The 17289-nt window shown below is 72.5% G+C and carries 20 protein-coding genes; 16 read left to right on the top strand and 4 right to left on the bottom strand.

The annotated features are described in order from the left end of the window. Positions 1–47 precede the first annotated feature (47 nt). Genes AAC134_RS14795 through AAC134_RS14785 form a run of 3 tightly spaced genes read left to right on the top strand, consistent with a single transcriptional unit; the run spans position 48 to position 2139 of the window. Positions 48–647 (top strand): YIP1 family protein, encoded by a 600-nt coding sequence (locus AAC134_RS14795; RefSeq protein WP_339949877.1) that lies wholly within the window; start codon positions 48–50, stop codon positions 645–647. Positions 648–681: 34 nt separating this feature from the next. Continuing rightward, positions 682–1914 (top strand): cysteine desulfurase, encoded by a 1233-nt coding sequence (locus tag AAC134_RS14790; RefSeq protein WP_339949876.1) that lies wholly within the window; start codon positions 682–684, stop codon positions 1912–1914. A gap of 36 nt (positions 1915–1950) precedes the next feature. Beyond that, on the top strand, positions 1951–2139 hold the full coding sequence (locus AAC134_RS14785) for a hypothetical protein (protein ID WP_339949875.1): 189 nt from the start codon (positions 1951–1953) through the stop codon (positions 2137–2139). A gap of 152 nt (positions 2140–2291) precedes the next feature. On the opposite strand, the gene AAC134_RS14780 is transcribed toward AAC134_RS14785, so the two are convergent. Further along, positions 2292–2849 carry a MarR family winged helix-turn-helix transcriptional regulator gene (locus AAC134_RS14780; RefSeq protein WP_339949874.1) on the bottom strand — a complete coding sequence of 186 codons (558 nt, stop codon included), beginning with the start codon at positions 2847–2849 and terminating at the stop codon, positions 2292–2294. Positions 2850–3336: 487 nt separating this feature from the next. Between AAC134_RS14780 and AAC134_RS14775 the strand changes: the two genes are divergently transcribed. The 7 genes from AAC134_RS14775 to AAC134_RS14745 all read left to right on the top strand — a co-directional run bounded on the left by AAC134_RS14775 (position 3337) and on the right by AAC134_RS14745 (position 9067). Then, positions 3337–4536 carry an ABC transporter substrate-binding protein gene (locus tag AAC134_RS14775; protein WP_339949873.1) on the top strand — a complete coding sequence of 400 codons (1200 nt, stop codon included), beginning with the start codon at positions 3337–3339 and terminating at the stop codon, positions 4534–4536. 70 nt (positions 4537–4606) lie between these two features. Beyond that, positions 4607–5413 (top strand): ABC transporter ATP-binding protein, encoded by an 807-nt coding sequence (locus tag AAC134_RS14770; protein WP_339949872.1) that lies wholly within the window; start codon positions 4607–4609, stop codon positions 5411–5413. After that, complete coding sequence (locus tag AAC134_RS14765; RefSeq protein WP_339949871.1) at positions 5410–5664, top strand: hypothetical protein; 255 nt, start codon at positions 5410–5412, stop codon at positions 5662–5664. The genes AAC134_RS14770 and AAC134_RS14765 overlap by 4 nt, the downstream gene beginning before the upstream one ends. Next, entirely contained in the window at positions 5661–6365 is a 705-nt protein-coding gene (locus tag AAC134_RS14760) for an ABC transporter ATP-binding protein (protein ID WP_339949870.1), read from the top strand. The genes AAC134_RS14765 and AAC134_RS14760 overlap by 4 nt, the downstream gene beginning before the upstream one ends. Before the next feature lie 5 nt (positions 6366–6370). Further along, positions 6371–6733, top strand: coding sequence for a hypothetical protein (locus tag AAC134_RS14755; RefSeq protein WP_339949869.1), 363 nt, complete (start codon positions 6371–6373; stop codon positions 6731–6733). Positions 6734–6737: 4 nt separating this feature from the next. Beyond that, positions 6738–7748, top strand: coding sequence for a branched-chain amino acid ABC transporter permease (locus AAC134_RS14750; RefSeq protein ID WP_339949868.1), 1011 nt, complete (start codon positions 6738–6740; stop codon positions 7746–7748). Then, positions 7745–9067, top strand: coding sequence for a branched-chain amino acid ABC transporter permease (locus AAC134_RS14745; protein ID WP_339949867.1), 1323 nt, complete (start codon positions 7745–7747; stop codon positions 9065–9067). Before AAC134_RS14750 ends, AAC134_RS14745 begins: the two co-directional genes overlap by 4 nt. An 84-nt stretch (positions 9068–9151) precedes the next feature. Here AAC134_RS14745 and AAC134_RS14740 read toward each other — a convergent pair whose 3' ends face one another. Further along, entirely contained in the window at positions 9152–9946 is a 795-nt protein-coding gene (locus AAC134_RS14740; protein ID WP_339949866.1) for a transporter substrate-binding domain-containing protein, read from the bottom strand. A 268-nt stretch (positions 9947–10214) separates the two neighbouring features. Here AAC134_RS14740 and AAC134_RS14735 point away from each other — a divergent pair, with 268 nt between their 5' ends. From AAC134_RS14735 to AAC134_RS14725, 3 genes are all read left to right on the top strand, one after another. Continuing rightward, the gene (locus AAC134_RS14735) at positions 10215–11111 is read left to right on the top strand and encodes an EamA/RhaT family transporter (RefSeq protein WP_339949865.1); all 897 of its coding nucleotides are present in this window, start codon (positions 10215–10217) and stop codon (positions 11109–11111) included. 176 nt (positions 11112–11287) lie between these two features. Then, positions 11288–12076, top strand: coding sequence for an amino acid ABC transporter permease (locus AAC134_RS14730; protein WP_339949864.1), 789 nt, complete (start codon positions 11288–11290; stop codon positions 12074–12076). A gap of 65 nt (positions 12077–12141) precedes the next feature. Next, positions 12142–13389 carry an MFS transporter gene (locus AAC134_RS14725; protein WP_339949863.1) on the top strand — a complete coding sequence of 416 codons (1248 nt, stop codon included), beginning with the start codon at positions 12142–12144 and terminating at the stop codon, positions 13387–13389. Positions 13390–13392: 3 nt separating this feature from the next. Here the strand turns inward: AAC134_RS14725 and AAC134_RS14720 are convergent, their stop codons facing one another. After that, positions 13393–13818, bottom strand: coding sequence for a winged helix-turn-helix domain-containing protein (locus AAC134_RS14720; RefSeq protein ID WP_339949862.1), 426 nt, complete (start codon positions 13816–13818; stop codon positions 13393–13395). Positions 13819–13891: 73 nt separating this feature from the next. Here AAC134_RS14720 and AAC134_RS14715 point away from each other — a divergent pair, with 73 nt between their 5' ends. Then, positions 13892–14839, top strand: a complete 948-nt coding sequence (locus AAC134_RS14715; RefSeq protein WP_339949861.1) for a threonine/serine dehydratase — start codon at positions 13892–13894, stop codon at positions 14837–14839. Between the two features lie 85 nt (positions 14840–14924). On the opposite strand, the gene AAC134_RS14710 is transcribed toward AAC134_RS14715, so the two are convergent. Then, complete coding sequence (locus AAC134_RS14710) at positions 14925–16052, bottom strand: pyridoxal phosphate-dependent aminotransferase (RefSeq protein ID WP_339949860.1); 1128 nt, start codon at positions 16050–16052, stop codon at positions 14925–14927. A 235-nt stretch (positions 16053–16287) separates the two neighbouring features. On the opposite strand from AAC134_RS14710, the gene AAC134_RS14705 reads away from it, so the two are divergent. After that, positions 16288–16530 (top strand): DUF4170 domain-containing protein, encoded by a 243-nt coding sequence (locus AAC134_RS14705; RefSeq protein ID WP_339949859.1) that lies wholly within the window; start codon positions 16288–16290, stop codon positions 16528–16530. Positions 16531–16538: 8 nt separating this feature from the next. Continuing rightward, on the top strand, positions 16539–17273 hold the full coding sequence (locus AAC134_RS14700; RefSeq protein ID WP_339949858.1) for a DUF374 domain-containing protein: 735 nt from the start codon (positions 16539–16541) through the stop codon (positions 17271–17273). The last annotated feature ends 16 nt before the right edge of the window (positions 17274–17289 follow it).

Genomic DNA, 17289 nt, shown 5'->3' with positions numbered 1-17289 from the left:
CCGCGGGGGCGGCGCGCGCGCGACGCGGCCGCAGGGAGCGGGCGCGCATGATCCTGGAGTTCCTAAAGACCATTCTCGGGGCCTATCGGTCGCCGCGTCGTTCGGCGCGCGCGATGCTCGACCGGGCCCCGAGCATCGCCGACTGCGCGCTGATGGTGGTGCTGGCCACCCTGGTGCAGGCGATGTTCGGCGCGATCGTCGACATGGCTCTGGGCGAGAACGGCGCCTCGATGTCGGCGCTGGGCGCGCGGATGACCGAGGTGGCGCTGAACTTCTTCATGTTCGCCGTGCTGACCGCGGGCGCCTACGGGCTGGGCCGGCGCTTCGGCGGCAAGGCGCAGCCCGCGGACATGGCCCGGGTCGTGGCCTGGCACCTGCTGGTCACCGCCTTCCTCGCGCCGCTCAACCTGCTGGGCATCCACGCGATCACCTCGGCCTCGCCCGAGGAGGGCGCCTCGGCCTTCGCGCTGCTGGCGCCGATCTCGGTGGGCCTGTCGATCTGGCTGTTCGCGGCCTTCGTGGCCGAGGCGCACGGCTTCCGGCGCATCGGCGTCGTGGTGGTCGCCACCGTCGCGGGATTCATCGCGCTTGGCTTCGTGACGATGATCCTCGCCTCCGCATTCTCCCTCGCGCCGCCGCCGGCCTGAGCCGGCGCGGCGGCCGCGAAAAAGGTTCGTCCCGATGAGCAACGCCCCCTACGACGTCCACGCGGTCCGCAAGGACTTTCCGATCCTGTCGCGCACCGTGCACGGCAAACCGCTGGTCTACCTCGACAACGGCGCCTCGGCCCAGAAGCCCTCGAAGGTGATCGATGCGGTGACGCGCGCCTATTCCGAGGAATACGCCAACGTCCACCGGGGGCTGCATTTCCTCTCGAACCTCGCCACCGACAAGTACGAGGCGGTGCGCGAGACGATCCGCGCCTTCCTCGGCGCGCGCCGGCCCGAGGAGATCCTGTTCACCACCGGCTCGACCATGGGGCTGAACCTCGTCAGCTACGCCTGGGCCGCGCCGCGGCTGCAGGCGGGCGACGAGATCGTGCTCTCGGTCATGGAGCATCACGCCAACATCGTGCCCTGGCACTTCCTGCGCGAGCGGCAGGGCGTGGTTCTGAAATGGGTCGAGAGCGCGCCCGACGGCAGCCTTGATGCGCAGGCGGTGATCGACGCGATCGGGCCGAAGACGAAGCTGGTCGCGATCACCCACATGTCCAACGTCACCGGCACGGTGGTCGACGTGAAGGCGATCTGCGCGGCGGCCCGCGCGAAGGGCGTGGCGACCGTGATCGACGGCAGCCAGGCCGCCGTGCACATGCCGGTGAACGTGGCCGAGATCGGCTGCGACTTCTACGCGATCACCGGCCACAAGCTCTACGGCCCCTCGGCCTCGGGCGCGCTCTACGTGCGGTCCGAGCGGTATGCCGAGATGCGCCCCTTCCTGGGCGGCGGCGACATGATCCGCGACGTCGGACGCGACGCGATCTCCTACAACGACGCGCCCCACAAGTTCGAGGCGGGCACGCCGGGCATCGTCCAGATGATCGGGCTTGGCGCTGCGCTGGAGTACATGACCGACCTCGGGATGGAGGCGATCGCGGCCCATGAGCACGACCTGCGGGACTACGCGCAGGCGCGGCTGGCGGGGCTGAACTGGCTGCAGATCCAGGGGACGGCGCCGGGCAAGGGGGCGATCTTCTCGTTCACGCTCGAGGGGGCGGGCCATCCCCACGACATCTCGACCGTCGTCGACCGCAAGGGCGTGGCGGTGCGCGCGGGGCATCACTGCGCCCAGCCGCTGATGGAGCACATGGGGGTCTCGGCCACCTGCCGGGCGTCCTTCGGCCTCTACAACACGCGCGAGGAGGTGGACGTGCTGGTGGACGCGCTCGAGACTTGCCACAAGTTGTTCTCGTGAAGGGTTGCTGACGACCCGATCGAAGGAGACGAGCCCATGGCCCGCGGTCCCGCCCCGTTGCCCCCGAAGACCGCCGCCGGCGCCGACGCGTTCGGCTTCGCGGGCGCCGACGGCGCCGAGTCGCTGGCCCGCAACTGGTGGGCGCTGATGACGCTGCCCTGGGCCGTGGTCTGGGCCGTGCAGGCGGAGATGATCGAGGAGACCCTGCGCCGCCTGGGCCTCTGAACGCCGCCCCGGGACGGGATGCCGATGCGCCCGGCCCCTTCGGGAGGCACACCGCCTGGCGGTGCAAGGCGGCGGCCGGCTTGGGTCCGAACCGGAAAAGCGCGGCCCGTGGCGGGCCGCGCTTTTCGGTTCGGGGTCGCGCGACGCCGCGATCAGCTGTTGCGGCGACCGTGGCTGAGGTGATCGTGCATGTGCTGGAGGACCCGGCGGAAGGCCTCGATATCCTCCTGCGGGACGCCGTCCATCGCGTCGGCGATCACCTTGCGGGTCAGGGGCATGATCGTGCCGATGGCGTCGTCGGCCGTGTCGGTGGGCACGATCCGCTTGGCGCGCTTGTCGGCGGGGTGGGGCTGACGCTCGACCAGGCCCCGGCTTTCGAGGCGGTCGACATAGCCGCACAGGGTCATCGGCTCGACGCCCATCCGCTCGGCGATCTCGGTCTGGCGCGCGCCGGCGGCCGCGACGGCGTGGACCAGGGCCCTGGCCTCGCCGGTGGTCAGCTCCAGCCCCGCGTCGGTCACCGCCTGGCCGAAGCTGGAGCGCATCAGCCGCGCCACGTCCTGGAGCAGGAAGCCCAGCGAGCGGGTGTTCGGGATCACCTCCACATTGCCTTCGGAGGAACCGGTGATGGCCGGCGTCGCGCCTTTGGCGATCCCGGCGGGCGCGTCGCGCAGGGTGTCCTGCGCGATGGCGCGGGTCGGAAGGGTCATGGCGGCTCCTGATCCTGTATCGGTGAGCGCTAAGTTTAGAACGATTTGATCCGGGCGCAAGCCAAGCCGCCACGGTTCCGCCGTGATTCCTCGGCTTTGGGTAGAGCCTCGCGGCCAGGCCACGCGCCTCGCGGGCGCTCTTCCGCCCCCCGATCTCCCACCGGCGCCGGCGGCCGGTCGCGGACGGTCCCGCGGCCGAGCGATTCCCTCCCGAGCCGCCCCCGCGCGAGCCCCTCGGCCGACGCTGCGCCGACGCTGCGCCGGCGGGCGGGGGCGGGCGGGTGCGGGCGGGGGCGCCGCCGGGCCCTGCGCCGGGCGTTGCGATTGACAGCACGGGCGCAAGCCGACACGGATAAGCTCCACCGCCCGCGCATGACCGGCGCGGGGCGCACGCGCGCAGGCCGGCCCCGCCAGGGGCGCCCGCCGCGCGGGGCGCCTCAGCCAAGCCGGCGCCGCGGCCGGGACCGGATGACAGGGAGATGCATCGATGAAACCTGCACACCTCGCCGCCGCGCTGGCGATGGGCGCCTCGGCCCTTGCGATGGCCGCCCCCGCCCAGGCCGAGGACGTCAAGATCGGCGTCCTGCTGGGCTACACCGGCCCGATCGAGTCCCTCACCCCCGGCATGGCCGACAGCGCCGAGCTGGCGATGACCGAGGTGAACAACGCCGGCGGCATCCTTGGGGGCGACATGCTGGTCCCGGTCCGCGCGGACTCGACCTGCATCGACGCGGCCGCGGCTTCGGCCGCCGCCGAGCGTCTGGTCACCGCCGAGGGCGCCAAGGCGATCATGGGCGCCGACTGCTCGGGCGTGACCATCGCCACGCTCAACAACGTGGCCGTGCCCAACGGGGTGGTGATGATCTCGCCCTCGGCCACCTCGCCCGCGCTGACCTCGATCGAGGACGGCGGCCTGTTCTTCCGCACCGCCCCCTCCGACGCGCGCCAGGGCGCGGTGCTGGCGCAGATCCTCGCCGACAAGGGCGTCGAGGAGATCGCGGTCACCTACACCAACAACGATTATGGCAAGGGCCTCGCCGACGCCTTCCAGGCCGCGTTCGAGGAGCAGGGCGGCAAGGTCCTGCTCTCGGCCGCGCATGAGGACGGCAAGGCCGACTATTCGGCCGAGGTCGGGGCGCTGTCGGCCACCGGGGCGGAATACCTCGCGGTCTTCGGCTACGCCGACCAGGGCGGCGTGGGCGTGATCCGCGCCTCGGTCGATTCGGGCGCGTTCGAGAAGTTCGTGCTGGGCGACGGCATGTTCGCCGAGACCCTGATCGAGGCGATCGGCGAGGATCTCGACGGCACCATCGGCTCGGTGCCGTGGTCCGAGGGCGAGGGCGCCGACGCCTTCGTCAGCACCGCCGAGGCCGCGGGCGTGGATCCCGACGGCTCGTTCCGCCGCGAATCCTACGACGCCGCCGCGCTGATCGCGCTGGCGATGCAGGCCGCGGGCTCGACCGATCCGGGCGTGTTCAAGGACAGCGTGATCGACGTGGCCAACGCGCCCGGCGAGAAGATCCTGCCGGGCCAGCTCGCCAAGGCGATCCAGATCCTCAAGGACGGCGGCGAGATCGACTATGTCGGCGCCACCAACGTCGAGCTGATCGGCCCGGGCGAGGCCGCCGGCACCTACCGCGAATATGAGGTCAAGGACGGCGCCTACGAGACGATCGGCTTCCGCTGACGTTCGCGATATGGCAAAGGGCCGGCCCGGCGCGTTCGCGTCGGGCCGGTGCATATGAGGGGAGCCGCGCGTGATCCGCGTCGAGAACCTGGTGAAGAGCTTCGGCGGCCTGCGCGCCGTCGACGGCGCGAGCCTCGAGATCGCGCAAGGCGCGATCACCGGCCTGATCGGCCCCAACGGCGCGGGCAAGACCACGCTGTTCAACGTGATCGCCGGCGCCTACGCCCCCGACGAGGGGCGGGTGCTGCTGGACGGCGAGGACATCACCGGCCTCGCCCCCCATCACCTGTTCGACCGGGGCCTGCTGCGCACCTTCCAGATCGCGCATGAGTTCGCCACCCTGACCGTCCGCGAGAACCTGATGGCCGTGCCCCCCGCCCAGGACGGCGAGACGCTGTGGAACGCCTGGTTCAAGCCCTCGGCCGTCCGCGCGCGCGAGGCGGCGGTGCGCGAGAAGGCCGACGAGGTGATCGATTTCCTCCAGTTGGGCCACGTCGCCGACGAACTGGCGGGCAACCTCTCGGGCGGCCAGAAGAAGCTGCTCGAGCTTGGCCGCACGATGATGACCGAGGCGCGGATCGTGTTCCTCGACGAGGTGGGGGCGGGGGTGAACCGCACGCTGCTCAACTCCATCGGCGAGGCGATCGCCCGCCTGAACCGGGAGCGCGGCTACACCTTCTGCATGATCGAGCACGACATGGATTTCATCGGCCGCCTCTGCGACCCGGTGATCGTGATGGCCGAGGGCCGCGTGCTGACCGAGGGGTCGGTGGCGCAGGTGAAGGCCGACGAGCGGGTGATCGAGGCCTATCTGGGCCGCGGCCTGAAGAACCGCCCCGCCCGCCGCCCCACCGCCGCGCCGGAGGCCGGCGCATGAGCGGCGCGCAGACCCTCTACCTCGTCTGGCACGGGGCGCCGGAGGCGGAGGTCGAGCTGGGCGAGGATCGCCACGCCCTCGCCCCCGGCCTGTTCATGGCGCGCTCGGCCCGCTCGCGCTCGAAGCTCTATCACGCGGTGAAGCGGCAGCTTCCCGACGACACGGCCCTGCTGGTGGCCGCGCTGGACGAGGCGCCGAAGTTCAAGGGCATGGCCCCCGGCGCGATGAAATGGGCGAGGGGCGGGGCATGAGCGTCCTGATCGGCGAGGGCATGACCGGCGGCTACGGCGCCGCCGACATCCTTCACGACTGCACCATCGCCGTCGACAAGGGCGAGATCGCCGTGATCGTCGGCCCCAACGGGGCGGGCAAGTCCACCGCGATGAAGGCCCTGTTCGGGATGCTGCCCCTGCGTCAGGGCCAGGTGCGTCTGCGCGGGACGGACATCACCGCCCTCTCCCCGCAGGATCGGGTGAAGGCGGGCATGGGCTTCGTCCCGCAGGTGCGCAACGTCTTCTCGACCATGACGGTCGAGGAGAACCTCGAGATGGGCGCCTTCCTGCGCGAGGACGACATCGCCGGGACCATGGAGATGGTCTACGGCCTGTTCCCGATCCTGCGCGAGAAGCGCCGCCAGCCCGCCGGCCAGCTCTCGGGCGGGCAGCGCCAGCAGGTGGCCGTCGGGCGCGCGCTGATGACGCGGCCCGAGGTGCTGATGCTCGACGAGCCCACGGCCGGCGTCTCGCCCATCGTGATGGACGAGCTGTTCGACAAGATCCTCGAGATCGCGGCGGCCGGCATCGCCATCCTGATGGTCGAGCAGAACGCCCGCCAGGCCCTGAACATCGCGGACCGGGGCTATGTGCTCGCCCAGGGCCGCAACCATTTCACCGACACCGGGGAGGCGCTGATGGCCAATCCCGAGGTGCGCCGCTCGTTCCTCGGAGGTTGAGCCTGATGATCCGTCCCCTCGCCCTCGCCGCGCTTGCGCTCTCGGCCGCCCCCGCCATGGCCGAAAGCCTGCGCTGCGACTTCGACCGGGTCTGCGACGCCGAGGGGTGTCGCTCGACCACCTACGAGCTGCGCCTGGAGTGGGAGGCCGAGGACGGCCGCTTCACCGACGGCGCCGGCCGCTCGGGCGACGTGACGGTCGCCGAGATGGAGGCCTTCTGGCATTTCATCGAGATCATGGACCGCGGCGACCTGGTCCTGACCTCGGTCGCCGAGGGCGGCGCGGCCGTCCACTCCAAGCACGCGCTGCTGGGCGGCGCGCTGACCCCCACCCAGTACCACGGCCGCTGCCGCCGCGTGGAAGGCTGAGGCGATGGAGATCCTGAACGCCCTGGCGCTGTTCACCAACTTCGTCGGTCTGCCGGCGTTGGCCTATGGCAGCCAGCTGGCGCTGGGCGCGCTGGGGGTGACGCTGATCTATGCGGTGCTGCGCTTCACCTATTTCGCCCATGGCGATCTGATGGCATTCGGGACGATGGTCGTGGTGCTGGCGACCTGGGGGCTGCAGGCGCTGGGGATCGGGCTGGGGCCGCTGCCGACCGCGCTGCTGGCGCTGCCCATCGGGATCGCGGTGGCGGCGGGGGCGACGCTGCTCTGCGACGCGTGGGTGTTCTCGTTCTACCGCAGGCAACGGGCCAGGCCGGTGGTGTTCATGATCGCCTCGGTGGGCGTGATGTTCCTGTTCAACGGCATCGTGCGCATCGTCATCGGCCCCGACGACCAGCGCTTTGCCGACGGCGAGCGGTTCCTGTTCAAGGTCGGCGACTTCAGGGACTGGACCGGCCTCGACGAGGGGATCGCCTTCCGCTCGACCCAGGCGCTGACCATCGTGGCCGCGGTGATCGCCATGGCCGCCCTGTTCTGGTTCCTGCAGCGCACCCGCATGGGCAAGGCGATGCGGGCCTATTCGGACGAGGAGGACCTGGCGCTGCTGTCGGGCGTCGACCCGGCCAAGGTGGTGCGCACCGCCTGGATCCTGGCCGCGGCGCTCGCGACGCTGGCCGGCGTGCTCTACGGGCTCGACAAGTCGTTCAAGCCGTTCACCTATTTCCAGCTGCTGCTGCCGATCTTCGCCTCTGCGATCCTGGGGGGCATCGGCAATCCGCTGGGCGCGGTGGTGGGCGCCTACATCGTCGCCTTCTCCGAGGTGATGGTGACCTACGCCTACCGCAAGTTCGCCGGCTACCTGCTGCCCGAGGACGCGGTGCCCGACGGCCTGCTGCAGCTTCTCTCGACCGACTACAAGTTCGCGGTCAGCTTCGTGATCCTGGTGGTGGTGCTGCTGGCGCGGCCCACCGGCATCTTCCGGGGGAAGGTGATATGAGCGTCCTGAAAGGCCCCGCGCGGGGTCCGCTTCTTTATGCCGGAATGGCCGCGCTGCTGGCGCTGGTGGGCGTGGCGCAGAGCTGGAACGTCGCGCTGGCGATTCTGAACATGTGCCTGATCTCGGCGGTGATGGCGCTGGGGGCGAACATCGCCTGGGGCTACGCGGGGCTGATGAACGTGGGCCTGATGGGCTTTGCGGCGCTGGGCGGGCTGGCGGTGGTGCTCGCCGCCCAGCCCCCGGCGCCCGAGGCCTGGTCCGCCGGCGGCCTGCGCCTGCTGGGGACCGGGGCGGCGCTGGTCGCCTCGGTCGTGGCCATCGCCTTCGTGCGGGCGCGGCTGGCCCGGGGCCGGCTGCGGGCGCTCGCGACCGTGGCGATGGTTGCTGCGGCCTATGGGCTGGTGCGCTTCCTGTTCGATCCCGCCACCGACGCGATCGAGGCGGTGGACCCCGCCGTCACCGGCTATCTCGGCGGGCTGGGCCTGCCGTCCGCGGCCGGCTGGCTGCTGGGGGGCGTGCTGGCGGCCGGCGCGGCCTGGCTGATCGGCAAGGTCAGCCTCGGCCTGCGCTCGGACTATTTCGCCATCGCCACGCTGGGCATTTCCGAGATCATCATCGCCATCCTGAAGAACGAGGACTGGCTGGCGCGCGGGGTGAAGAACGTCACCGGCCTGCCGCGGCCCGCGCCCTACGAGGTCGACCTGCAGGCCTCGGCCGCCTTCGTGCAGCGCGCGCAGGCCTGGGGGCTGGACCCGGCCGAGGCCTCGGGCATCTTCGTGAAGCTGTGCTACGCCGCGCTGTTCGCCGCCGTGCTGGGCGTGCTGCTGTGGCTGGCCGAGCGGGCGCTGAACTCCCCCTGGGGGCGGATGATGCGCGCCATCCGGGACAACGAGGTCGCGGCCGAGGCGATGGGCAAGGACGTGGTCAAGCGCCGCCTGCAGACCTTCATCCTCGGCTCGGCTGTGGTGGGGATCGCGGGGGCGATGATGGTCACCTACGACGGCCAGTTCACGCCGGGCTCGTATCAGCCGCTGCGCTTCACGTTCCTCGTGTGGGTGATGGTGATCGTGGGCGGCTCGGGCAACAACTGGGGCTCGGTGCTCGGCGGCTTCCTGGTCTGGTTCGTGTGGATCGAGGCCGAGCCGGTCGGCCGCTGGCTGATGGACGCGGCGACCGCCTGGGCGCCCGAGGGCAACCCGATCGCCGTCCACCTGCAGGAGGGGGCGGCCCACATGCGGATGATCTTCATGGGCGCGATCCTGCTGCTGGTGCTGCGCTTCGCGCCCCAGGGGCTGATGCCCGAGAAGATCCGCCGCTGAGCCCGGGGCCCGCGAACGCGAACCGCCGGCGCGAGGGGCGCCGGCGGTCGGGCGGGTCTGGGTTGTTGCGCTTGGGGGCGCGGCTTATTCGGCCGGGGCGAGGCCCCATTTCACCGCGGTCTCGTCGAAGAAACCTTCCAGCTTCTTGATCTGGATCCAGTTGTTCACGTAGTTGATCCAGACCTGATCGGACTGCGGCAGCAGCATCGCGATGGGCGAGGGCGCGCGCGTCTCGCCGACTTCGACCCGGGTCACGTTGGGGAACTTCTCGATCAGCGTCGCCCCCTCGATGTTCGAGGTCACGAACACGTCCGCGCGGCCGGCCAGCACCTCCTGATAGCCGCGGGCCGGAGCCTCGACCACCTTGATCTCGGCGTTGGGGAACCAGGCCTTCACGTATTTCTCGAAGGTGGTGCCCAGCGTCGTGGCGACCGTCACCCCCGGCTTGTCGATGTCGTCCCAGTCCGAGAACCGGTCCGCCTTGTCCTGCGTGGTGAAGGGCAGGATCACCACGGTGAGGTAGCTGTCCGAATACCCCGCCACTTTCATCCGCGCCGGGCTGATCGAGGCCGAGCCCGTCAGGTGGTACTTGCCCGCCACCACGCCGTTGACCAGGGTCTTCCAGTCGGTGGGCACGAATTCGAGCTCGACGCCGAGGTCGGCGGCCAGCGCCTCCATCACGTCGACGTCGTAGCCCTTGTAGCTGTTCGAGGCGGGATCCCGCACGCTCATCGGATTCCAGTCGCCGGTGGTGCCCACCCTGAGGGTGCCGCCGTTGAGGACGTCCTGAAGCGCGGTCTGCGCCGCCGCGGGCAGGGCGCCCAGCGCACAGGTCAGCATTGCTGCGGCCGCAAGGCCCCGGCCGAGAAGTCGTCGCATCTCTCTCTCCGTTCCGCGCCGGTCGCGCACACCCCCGCGGCGCCCGGCCAAATGTCCCTCGCGTCGCGCCCGGCCTGCTGGAGGAGCGGGCTGCGGGCGGGGCGCGGCTGCGACCATAGCACTTCGGCCCGGCGTGTCAGTCGCAAAGGCGCCGTCGCGCAGTTCGTGACCGGGCCGCGGCCGCCAGGGCTGCGGGCGCCGCATGTCGGGTATGCAGACCGTTTCCCGGTTTGACATTCCGCCTCGCGACGTCGCTGATGGCCCGATCATGGAGACCTGGGTCCTTCTCGCCGTTGGCGCCGCCTTCCTTCAGAACCTTCGCTTCGCGCTGCAGAAGCGCCTCGCCGGCGCCCTCGGCTCGGCCGGGGGGGCGGGGGCGCGCTTCGTGTTCGCGGCGCCGCTGGCGGCCGCGGGGCTCGCGGGGCTGTGCCTGGCGCGGGGCGAGGCGCCGCCCGCCCCGACCCTCGCGTTCCTGGCCTTCTGCATCGGGGGCGGGCTGGCGCAGATGGCCGCGACCCGGCTGATCGTGGGGCTGTTCGCGCATCGCAACTTCGCCGCCGCCATGGCCTACACCAAGACCGAGGCGCTGCAGACGGCGCTGTTCGGTGCGGCGCTGCTGGGCGACCGGCTGCCGCCGGCGGCCTGGGCGGCGATCGGGCTGGGGATCTTCGGCGTGCTGCTGATCTCGAGCCCGCCCGAGGGGCTGCGCCTGCGCGCCCTGCTGGACCGGCGGGCGCTGATCGGCATCGCCTCGGGGGGGCTGTTCGGCCTCTCGGCGGTGGCCTATCGCGGCGCGACGCTGGCGCTGCCCGAGGGGGACGCCGCCATGCGCGCGCTGACGGCGCTGTGCGTGGTGACGGCGATGCAGGCCGTGCTGACCGCCGTGCAGCTCGAGGTCGGCCGGCGCGGAGACATGACCCGCCTGCTGCGCGCCTGGCGGCCGGGGCTGCTGGTGGGACTGGCCGGGGTCGGCGGCTCGCTGGGCTGGTTCTGCGCCTTCGCCTTGCGCGACGCGGCCTCGGTGCGGGTGGTGGGGCAGGTGGAGGTGGTGTTCACGCTCGCCGCCTCGGTGCTGATGTTCGGCGAGCGGCCGGGCCGGCGAGAGCTTGCCGGCGTGCTGGTGGTCAGCCTCGCCATTGTGGCCCTGGTGCTGGCGACGCGCTGAGCGGGCCCGCGCCTTCCGCCTGCCCCCTCTCCCTCCGTGCAGGTCGCGTCGTCGCGTCCCCCCCGGGGGCGCACGGGGCGGGTTCCGCGTGCCTGGCGATGTCGCTAGGCTCCGCGCCAGACGCCCCCGCCTTGGCCGCCCCGCGGGGCGCGCCCGGTCCCTACGCGAGGTTCCCCATGCCCGGCATCCGCCTGCTCCGGCCCGTCCCGGCCGCGCCGCTGATCGCGCTTGGCGCGCTGCTGGCGCTGGCGGGCTGCGGCAGCGGGGCGCCGGGCGGGACCAACTGGGGGTGGTACGTGGTCTCGCCCTGGACGGCGGGCGGGCGCTCGAACCTGATGTTCCTGCTGGGCGGGCTCTGGGACACGATCCTCTTGTCGGCGACGGCGATGGCGATCTCGGTGCTGGTGGGGGTTCTCGTGGCGCTGCCGGGCGTGGGGCGCAATCGCTGGGGCCGGCGGTTCAACCTCGCCTATGTCGAGGTGTTCCGCGCGATCCCGATCCTGGTGCTGATCCTGTGGGTCTACTACGGCCTGCCGGTGGTCGCGGGGATCGCCATCAACGTGTTCTGGGCGGGCGTCCTGGCGCTGGCGCTCTCGGACTCCGCTTTCGAGGCCGAGATCTTCCGCGCCGGCATCCAGGCGATCCCCAAGGGCCAGACCGAGGCCGCCCAGTCCATGGGCCTGAACCGCCTGCAGGTGATGCGCTTCGTGATCCTGCCCCAGGCGATCCGCCGGATCCTGCCGCCGCTGGCCAACCAGTTCGCCTACATGCTCAAGATGTCGGCGCTGGTCTCGGTGATCGGCATGCAGGAGCTGACCCGGCGGGCCAACGAGCTGGTGGTGACCGAGTATCGCCCGCTGGAGATCTACACCGTGCTGGTGCTCGAATACCTGGCGCTGATCCTGTTGGTCTCGCAGGCCGTGCGCTGGCTGGAGCGGCGGATGTCGCGCAGCGGAGACTACTGAGCCGCGATGTCCCCCTCCCCGGCGCGCCTCCTGCGCGCGGCCCCTCCCGCTGCGAGCCTGTCGCGATGAGCCCCGGACCGCAGTCCGCCCGGGACCCTCGCGCGCCGGGCGCCACGCGGCTGGCGGGGATGGCGGCGCTGACCCAGCTGATCGGCTGGGGCTCGACCTACTCGATCCCCGCGGTGCTGGCCCGCCAGATGGCCGAGGAGCTGGGCATGCCGCTGGCGCTGGCCTTCGGCGCCTCGTCGGCCTTCCTGCTGGCGATGGCCGGCCTCTCGCCCTGGCTGGGCCCGGTGTTCGAGCGGCGCGGCGCGCGCCCCCTGCTGGCGCTGGGCTCGCTGGTGCTGGCCGCGGGGCTGGGGCTGCTGGCCGCGAGCCCGAACCCGGTCGTCTATTTCCTCGCCTGGCTGGTGATGGGGGCGGGCGGGGCGATGGCGCTGTCCAACGGCGCCAACGTGCTGCTGGCCGAGCGGCTGGGCCCCGGCGCGCGGCGGGCGATCTCGGCGGCGATGCTGGTCTCGGGGCTGGCCTCGACCTGCTCCTTCCCGATGATGCTGTGGCTCGAGCCGATGCTGGGCTGGCGGGGGACGCTGGCGGTCTATGCGCTGGCCAACCTGCTGGTCTGCGCGCCGCTGCACTGGTGCGTGCCCGGCCCCCGCCCGGCGGTGGCGCCTGCGCTGCCCGCGGCGCCCCTCGCTCCGCCCGGCGAGGCCGAGGCGCCGCCTCCCGCGCCGCCCGCGCCCTCGGTCGCGGCGGCGGAGCGGGCGCGCTTCGGCTGGCTGGCGCTGGCGATGTCGCTGGCGGGGATGATCTCCTGGGGCCTGGGCGTGGCGCTGCCCGAGACGCTGGCCGCCCTGGGCGCCGAGACCCGAACGGCGGTGATGCTGGCCGCGGTGGTGGGCGTGGCGCAGGTGGCCGCGCGCGGGGTGGATTTCGCGCTGGGGGCGCCGCTGCCCGCGCTCAGCCTGGCGATCCTCGCCGCGGCGGGGATGCCGGTGGCCTTCGCCACGCTGGGCTTCGGCGGGGGGAGCGTCGTTGCGGCGGTGATCTTCGCCTCGATCTACGGGGCGGGCACGGGCCTGCTGTCGGTCTGCCGCGCGACCCTGCCGCTGGAGCTGTTCGACCCGTGCGCCTATGCGCGCATGGTCACGCGGCTGGCGCTGCCGATGAACCTCGCCTTCGCGGCGGCGGGGCCGCTGTTCGGCTGGCTCTTGGGGGCGTTCGGCGCGGCGGGACCGGTGACGGCCGCCTTCCTCGGCGCGCTGCTGGCGCTGGGCGCGCTCCTGCGGCTGCGGGCGCTGGCGCGGCGCTAGCGCTCAGACCGCCTGGCCGATGCGGGCCGCGAGCGCGGCGATCCGGCGCTCGTCTCGTCGGTAGAAGGTCCACTGGCGGGTGCGCTTGGCCACCACCAGGCCGGCGCCGATCAGCAGCTGCATGTGGCGGTGGAGCGTGGGCTGCGAGACGCCGAGCTTCTCGGCCAGGAACAGCGCGCAGACCCCGTCGCGCACCAGGTCGCCGTCGCGCTGCGGGGGGAAATGCGCCGTGGGATCGCGCAGCCACCCCAGCACCGCCAGCCGTTTGTCCGAGGCCAGCGCCTTGAGCGCCTCGACCAGGTCCGAGGTGGCGCGGTCGCCTCGCGGGTCCGCCTCGCCGTCAGCCTGGGAGGCCGGCCCTCGCGTCGGGGTCGGGCTCTCCTGCGTGGCAGGTGCGCGCCGGGGCGCGTCGAAAGCGTTCGACTGCAAGTGTTAGCCTCTTTGCTAAGTTGGCAACTTGTGCCATGCGGAGGCCGGAGACTCAAGACCCGGGAGCAAGACCATGCCCGTCGCCGCGCTGAAGCTGACCTGCCGCAAGGACGTCGAGGACGCCTACCGCCAGATCGTGCCCCACGTGCGACGCACTCCGGTGATCGAGGTGGACCCGCAGGATTTCGGCCTGAACGGGTTCCGGCTGTTCCTGAAGCTCGAGCTCATGCAGCACGGCGGCTCGTTCAAGACCCGCGGGGCCTTCGCCAACCTGGTCGGTCGGCGCGTGCCGGCGGCGGGCGTGGTCGCGGCCTCGGGGGGCAATCACGGCGTGGCGGTGGCTTTCGCGGCCGCGCGCACCGGGGTTCGCGCGACGATCTTCGTGCCCTCGGTCGCCAACCCCTCCAAGATCGCCGCGATCCGGGCGCTGGGGGCCGAGGCCCGCGTGACGGGCGATCGCTACGACGAGGCCCGCGCCGCGGCCGAGGCCCATGCCGAGGCGACCGGCGCCCTGTCCGTCCACGCCTACGACAGCCACGAGACGCTGTGCGGCCAGGGCACCGTGGCGCTCGAGTTCGAGGCGCAGGCCGCGCCCGACACGGTGCTGGTGGCGACCGGCGGCGGGGGGCTGATCTCGGGGATGGCGGCCTATCTCTGCGGCCTGCGCCGGCTGGTGGCGGTCGAGCCGGAAGCCGCGCCGACGCTGCACATGGCGCTCGCGGCCGGGCGTCCGGTGGACGCGCCGGGGGGCGGGGTCGCGGCCGACAGTCTCGCGCCCCTTCGGGTGGGCGAGATCGGCTTCCCGCTGGCGCAGCGCTATGTGGCGCGCTCGGCGCTGGTCGCCGACGCGGCGATCGTCGCGGCGCAAAAGCGCCTGTGGTCGGTGTGCCGGGTGGCGGCGGAGCCCGCCGGCGCCGCGGCGCTGGCGGCCCTGCTGTCCGGCGCCTACCGGCCCGACCGCGGCGAGGCGGTGGGCGTGCTGGTCTGCGGGGGCAACACCGACGCGGTCGCCTTCGACTGAGGCCGCCCCCCGCGGCCGCCCGCGCGAGGCCCCGGGTCAGGCCCGGGGCCGGCGCCTGCGGCAGGCCTCGCTCCCCCCCGGGGGGTCAGGCGCGGGCGGTCTCGCGCGCGGCGGCGGCCTCGGCCAGCGCCTGGGGCAGGGCGGTCTCGAAGGCGTCGAGCATCTCGGGCGTGCCGGCCGAGACGCGGATGCAGCGGTTCTCGGGCTCGACGAAGGGCATGCGCACGAAGACGCCGCGCTCGATCAGCGCCGAGAGCACCGCCTTGGCGAACTCCCCGTCGCGCCCGCAGTCCACCGCCACGAAGTTGGTGGCCGAGGGCAGCGCCGAGAGGCCGTTCTTCGCCGCGATCTCGGCGATGCGGTCGCGGGCGGCGGCGACCTGGGCGCGGATCTGGGGGATCCATGCCTGATCCTCGACCGAGGCCGCGGCGCCGACCAGCCCGATGCGGTTCATCCCGAAGTGGTTCTTCACCTTGTTGAAGGCCTGGATCATCCGGGTCGTGGCGATTGCGTAGCCCACCCGCATCCCCGCCATCCCGTAGGCCTTGGAGAAGGTGCGCATGCGCACCACGCGGGGATCCTCGGGGTCGATGTCGGGGGCGGTGCCCTCGGGCGCGAACTCGATGTAGGCCTCGTCGAGGCACAGCACGGAATCCGAGGGCATCTGCGCGACCATCGTCTCGATCTTCGAGGCCGGCCACCAGGTGCCCATCGGGTTGTCGGGGTTGGCGAGATAGACCAGCGGCGCGGCCTCGCGCGCCGCGGCGGCGAGCAGGCCGTCGGGGTCCTCGTGGTCGTCGCGATAGGGGACCCGGACCAGCCGGCCGCCGAAACTCGCGACATGGTAGTTGAAGGTCGGGTAGGCGCCGTTGGAGGTCACCACCGGCGTGCCCTCGGCGACCAGGACGCGGGCCAGCAGGCCCAGCAGACCGTCCACGCCCTCGCCCACGACGATGTTCTCGAACGGCACGCCGTGCTTTGCGGCCAGCGCCTCGCGCAGCTCGCGATGCTCGGCGTCGGCGTACATCCAGCAGTCGGGCAGGGCCTCGGCCATCGCCGCGCGGGCGCGGGGCGAGGGGCCGAAGACGTTCTCGTTGGCGCCGAGCCGCGCGGAGAACGGACGGCCCAGCGCGCGCTGCTGCTGCTCGGGGCTGATGAAGGGGATCGTGGCCGGCAGGCGCTCGACCAGGGGCGTGAAATGCGGGCGGGACATGGGCGCCTCCTCAAGCCGGCGCGCAGGGCCGGCGCGCGCCTTCGGGGTGCGCGCGCTTATCCGCTCGCGGCCCCCCGCGTCAAGCGCGCGCAGCCCGAACGCCCCCCGGTTCCGTCCCGCTTGCGGCGCGGAATCCGCAGATCCCGCGCACCTGCCGGCGGTTGGCGATTGACGCCGCGCCGCACGGCGGTCTAACGCTCGCGCGATCCTGCGATGCACCAAGCGGAGGCCGTCCATGGTCCAGCGACTTCATCTCGTCTTCGGGGGCGAGCTCGTGAACCCGTCCTCGAACCAGTTCAGCGACGTCTCCAAGATCGACCTGGTGGGGATATATCCCAACTACGCCGCCGCCTTCACCGCCTGGAAGGCCGCCGCGCAGCGCACCGTGGACGACGCCCACACCCGCTATTTCATCGCCCACCTGCACCGCCTGCGGGACGAGGAGCGAGAGGCGAGCCCGACCGAGGAGCTGGGCTGAGCCCCTCGATGCTGGGCCGGGTCCGCCGCTCGCCGCGCCTGCGCCGGCTCGCCGCCGCGCTGGGCGCCTGGTACATCCGCCTGGTCGACCGCACCACCGCGTGGGAGATCCCCGACCCCGCGCTGCGCGACCGCATCCGCGCCCAGCAGGAGCGGATCGTGATCGCGATCTGGCACGGCCGCCTGCTGATCATTCCGGCCGAGATGCCCCCCGGCGGGCGCGTGCACGCGATGATCTCGGCCAACCGCGACGGCGACATCATCGCCGACTGCGTGGGACGCTTCGGCATCGCCTCGATGCGCGGCAGCTCCCGCGATCCGCGCAAGCCGCTCAAGCGCAAGGGCGGCGCCGCGGCGGCGGCCGAGGCGATCGAGCTGCTGGGCGAATACGACCGCATCGCCGTCGCCCTGACCCCCGACGGGCCGCGTGGCCCGCGGATGCGCGCGCAGCCCGGGGTGGCCTCTGTTTCGGCGGCCATGGACGTGCCGGTGGCGCCCTTCGCCTTCTCGACCTCCCGGGGCTTTGTCGCCGGCAGCTGGGATTCGTTCTTCATCCCCCTGCCGTTCGGGCGCGGTGTTAAGGTCTGGGGCCCGGTGATCGAGCCGCCCGCCGACCGCTCGCCCGAAGGGATCGAGGCGCACCGCCTGCATATCGAGGACGTGCTGACCCGGATCACCCAGGACGCCGACCGGCGCATGGGCCGCAACCCCGTCGAGCCCGCCGCGCCCGGCGCGCCGCGCTGACCGCGAGGACCCACGC

Source organism: uncultured Albimonas sp., assembly GCF_963977235.1.
Lineage (GTDB): Bacteria > Pseudomonadota > Alphaproteobacteria > Rhodobacterales > Rhodobacteraceae > Albimonas.
The sequence above is the reverse complement of the archived record's forward strand: the minus strand, read 5'-3'. Positions and strand labels throughout refer to the sequence as shown.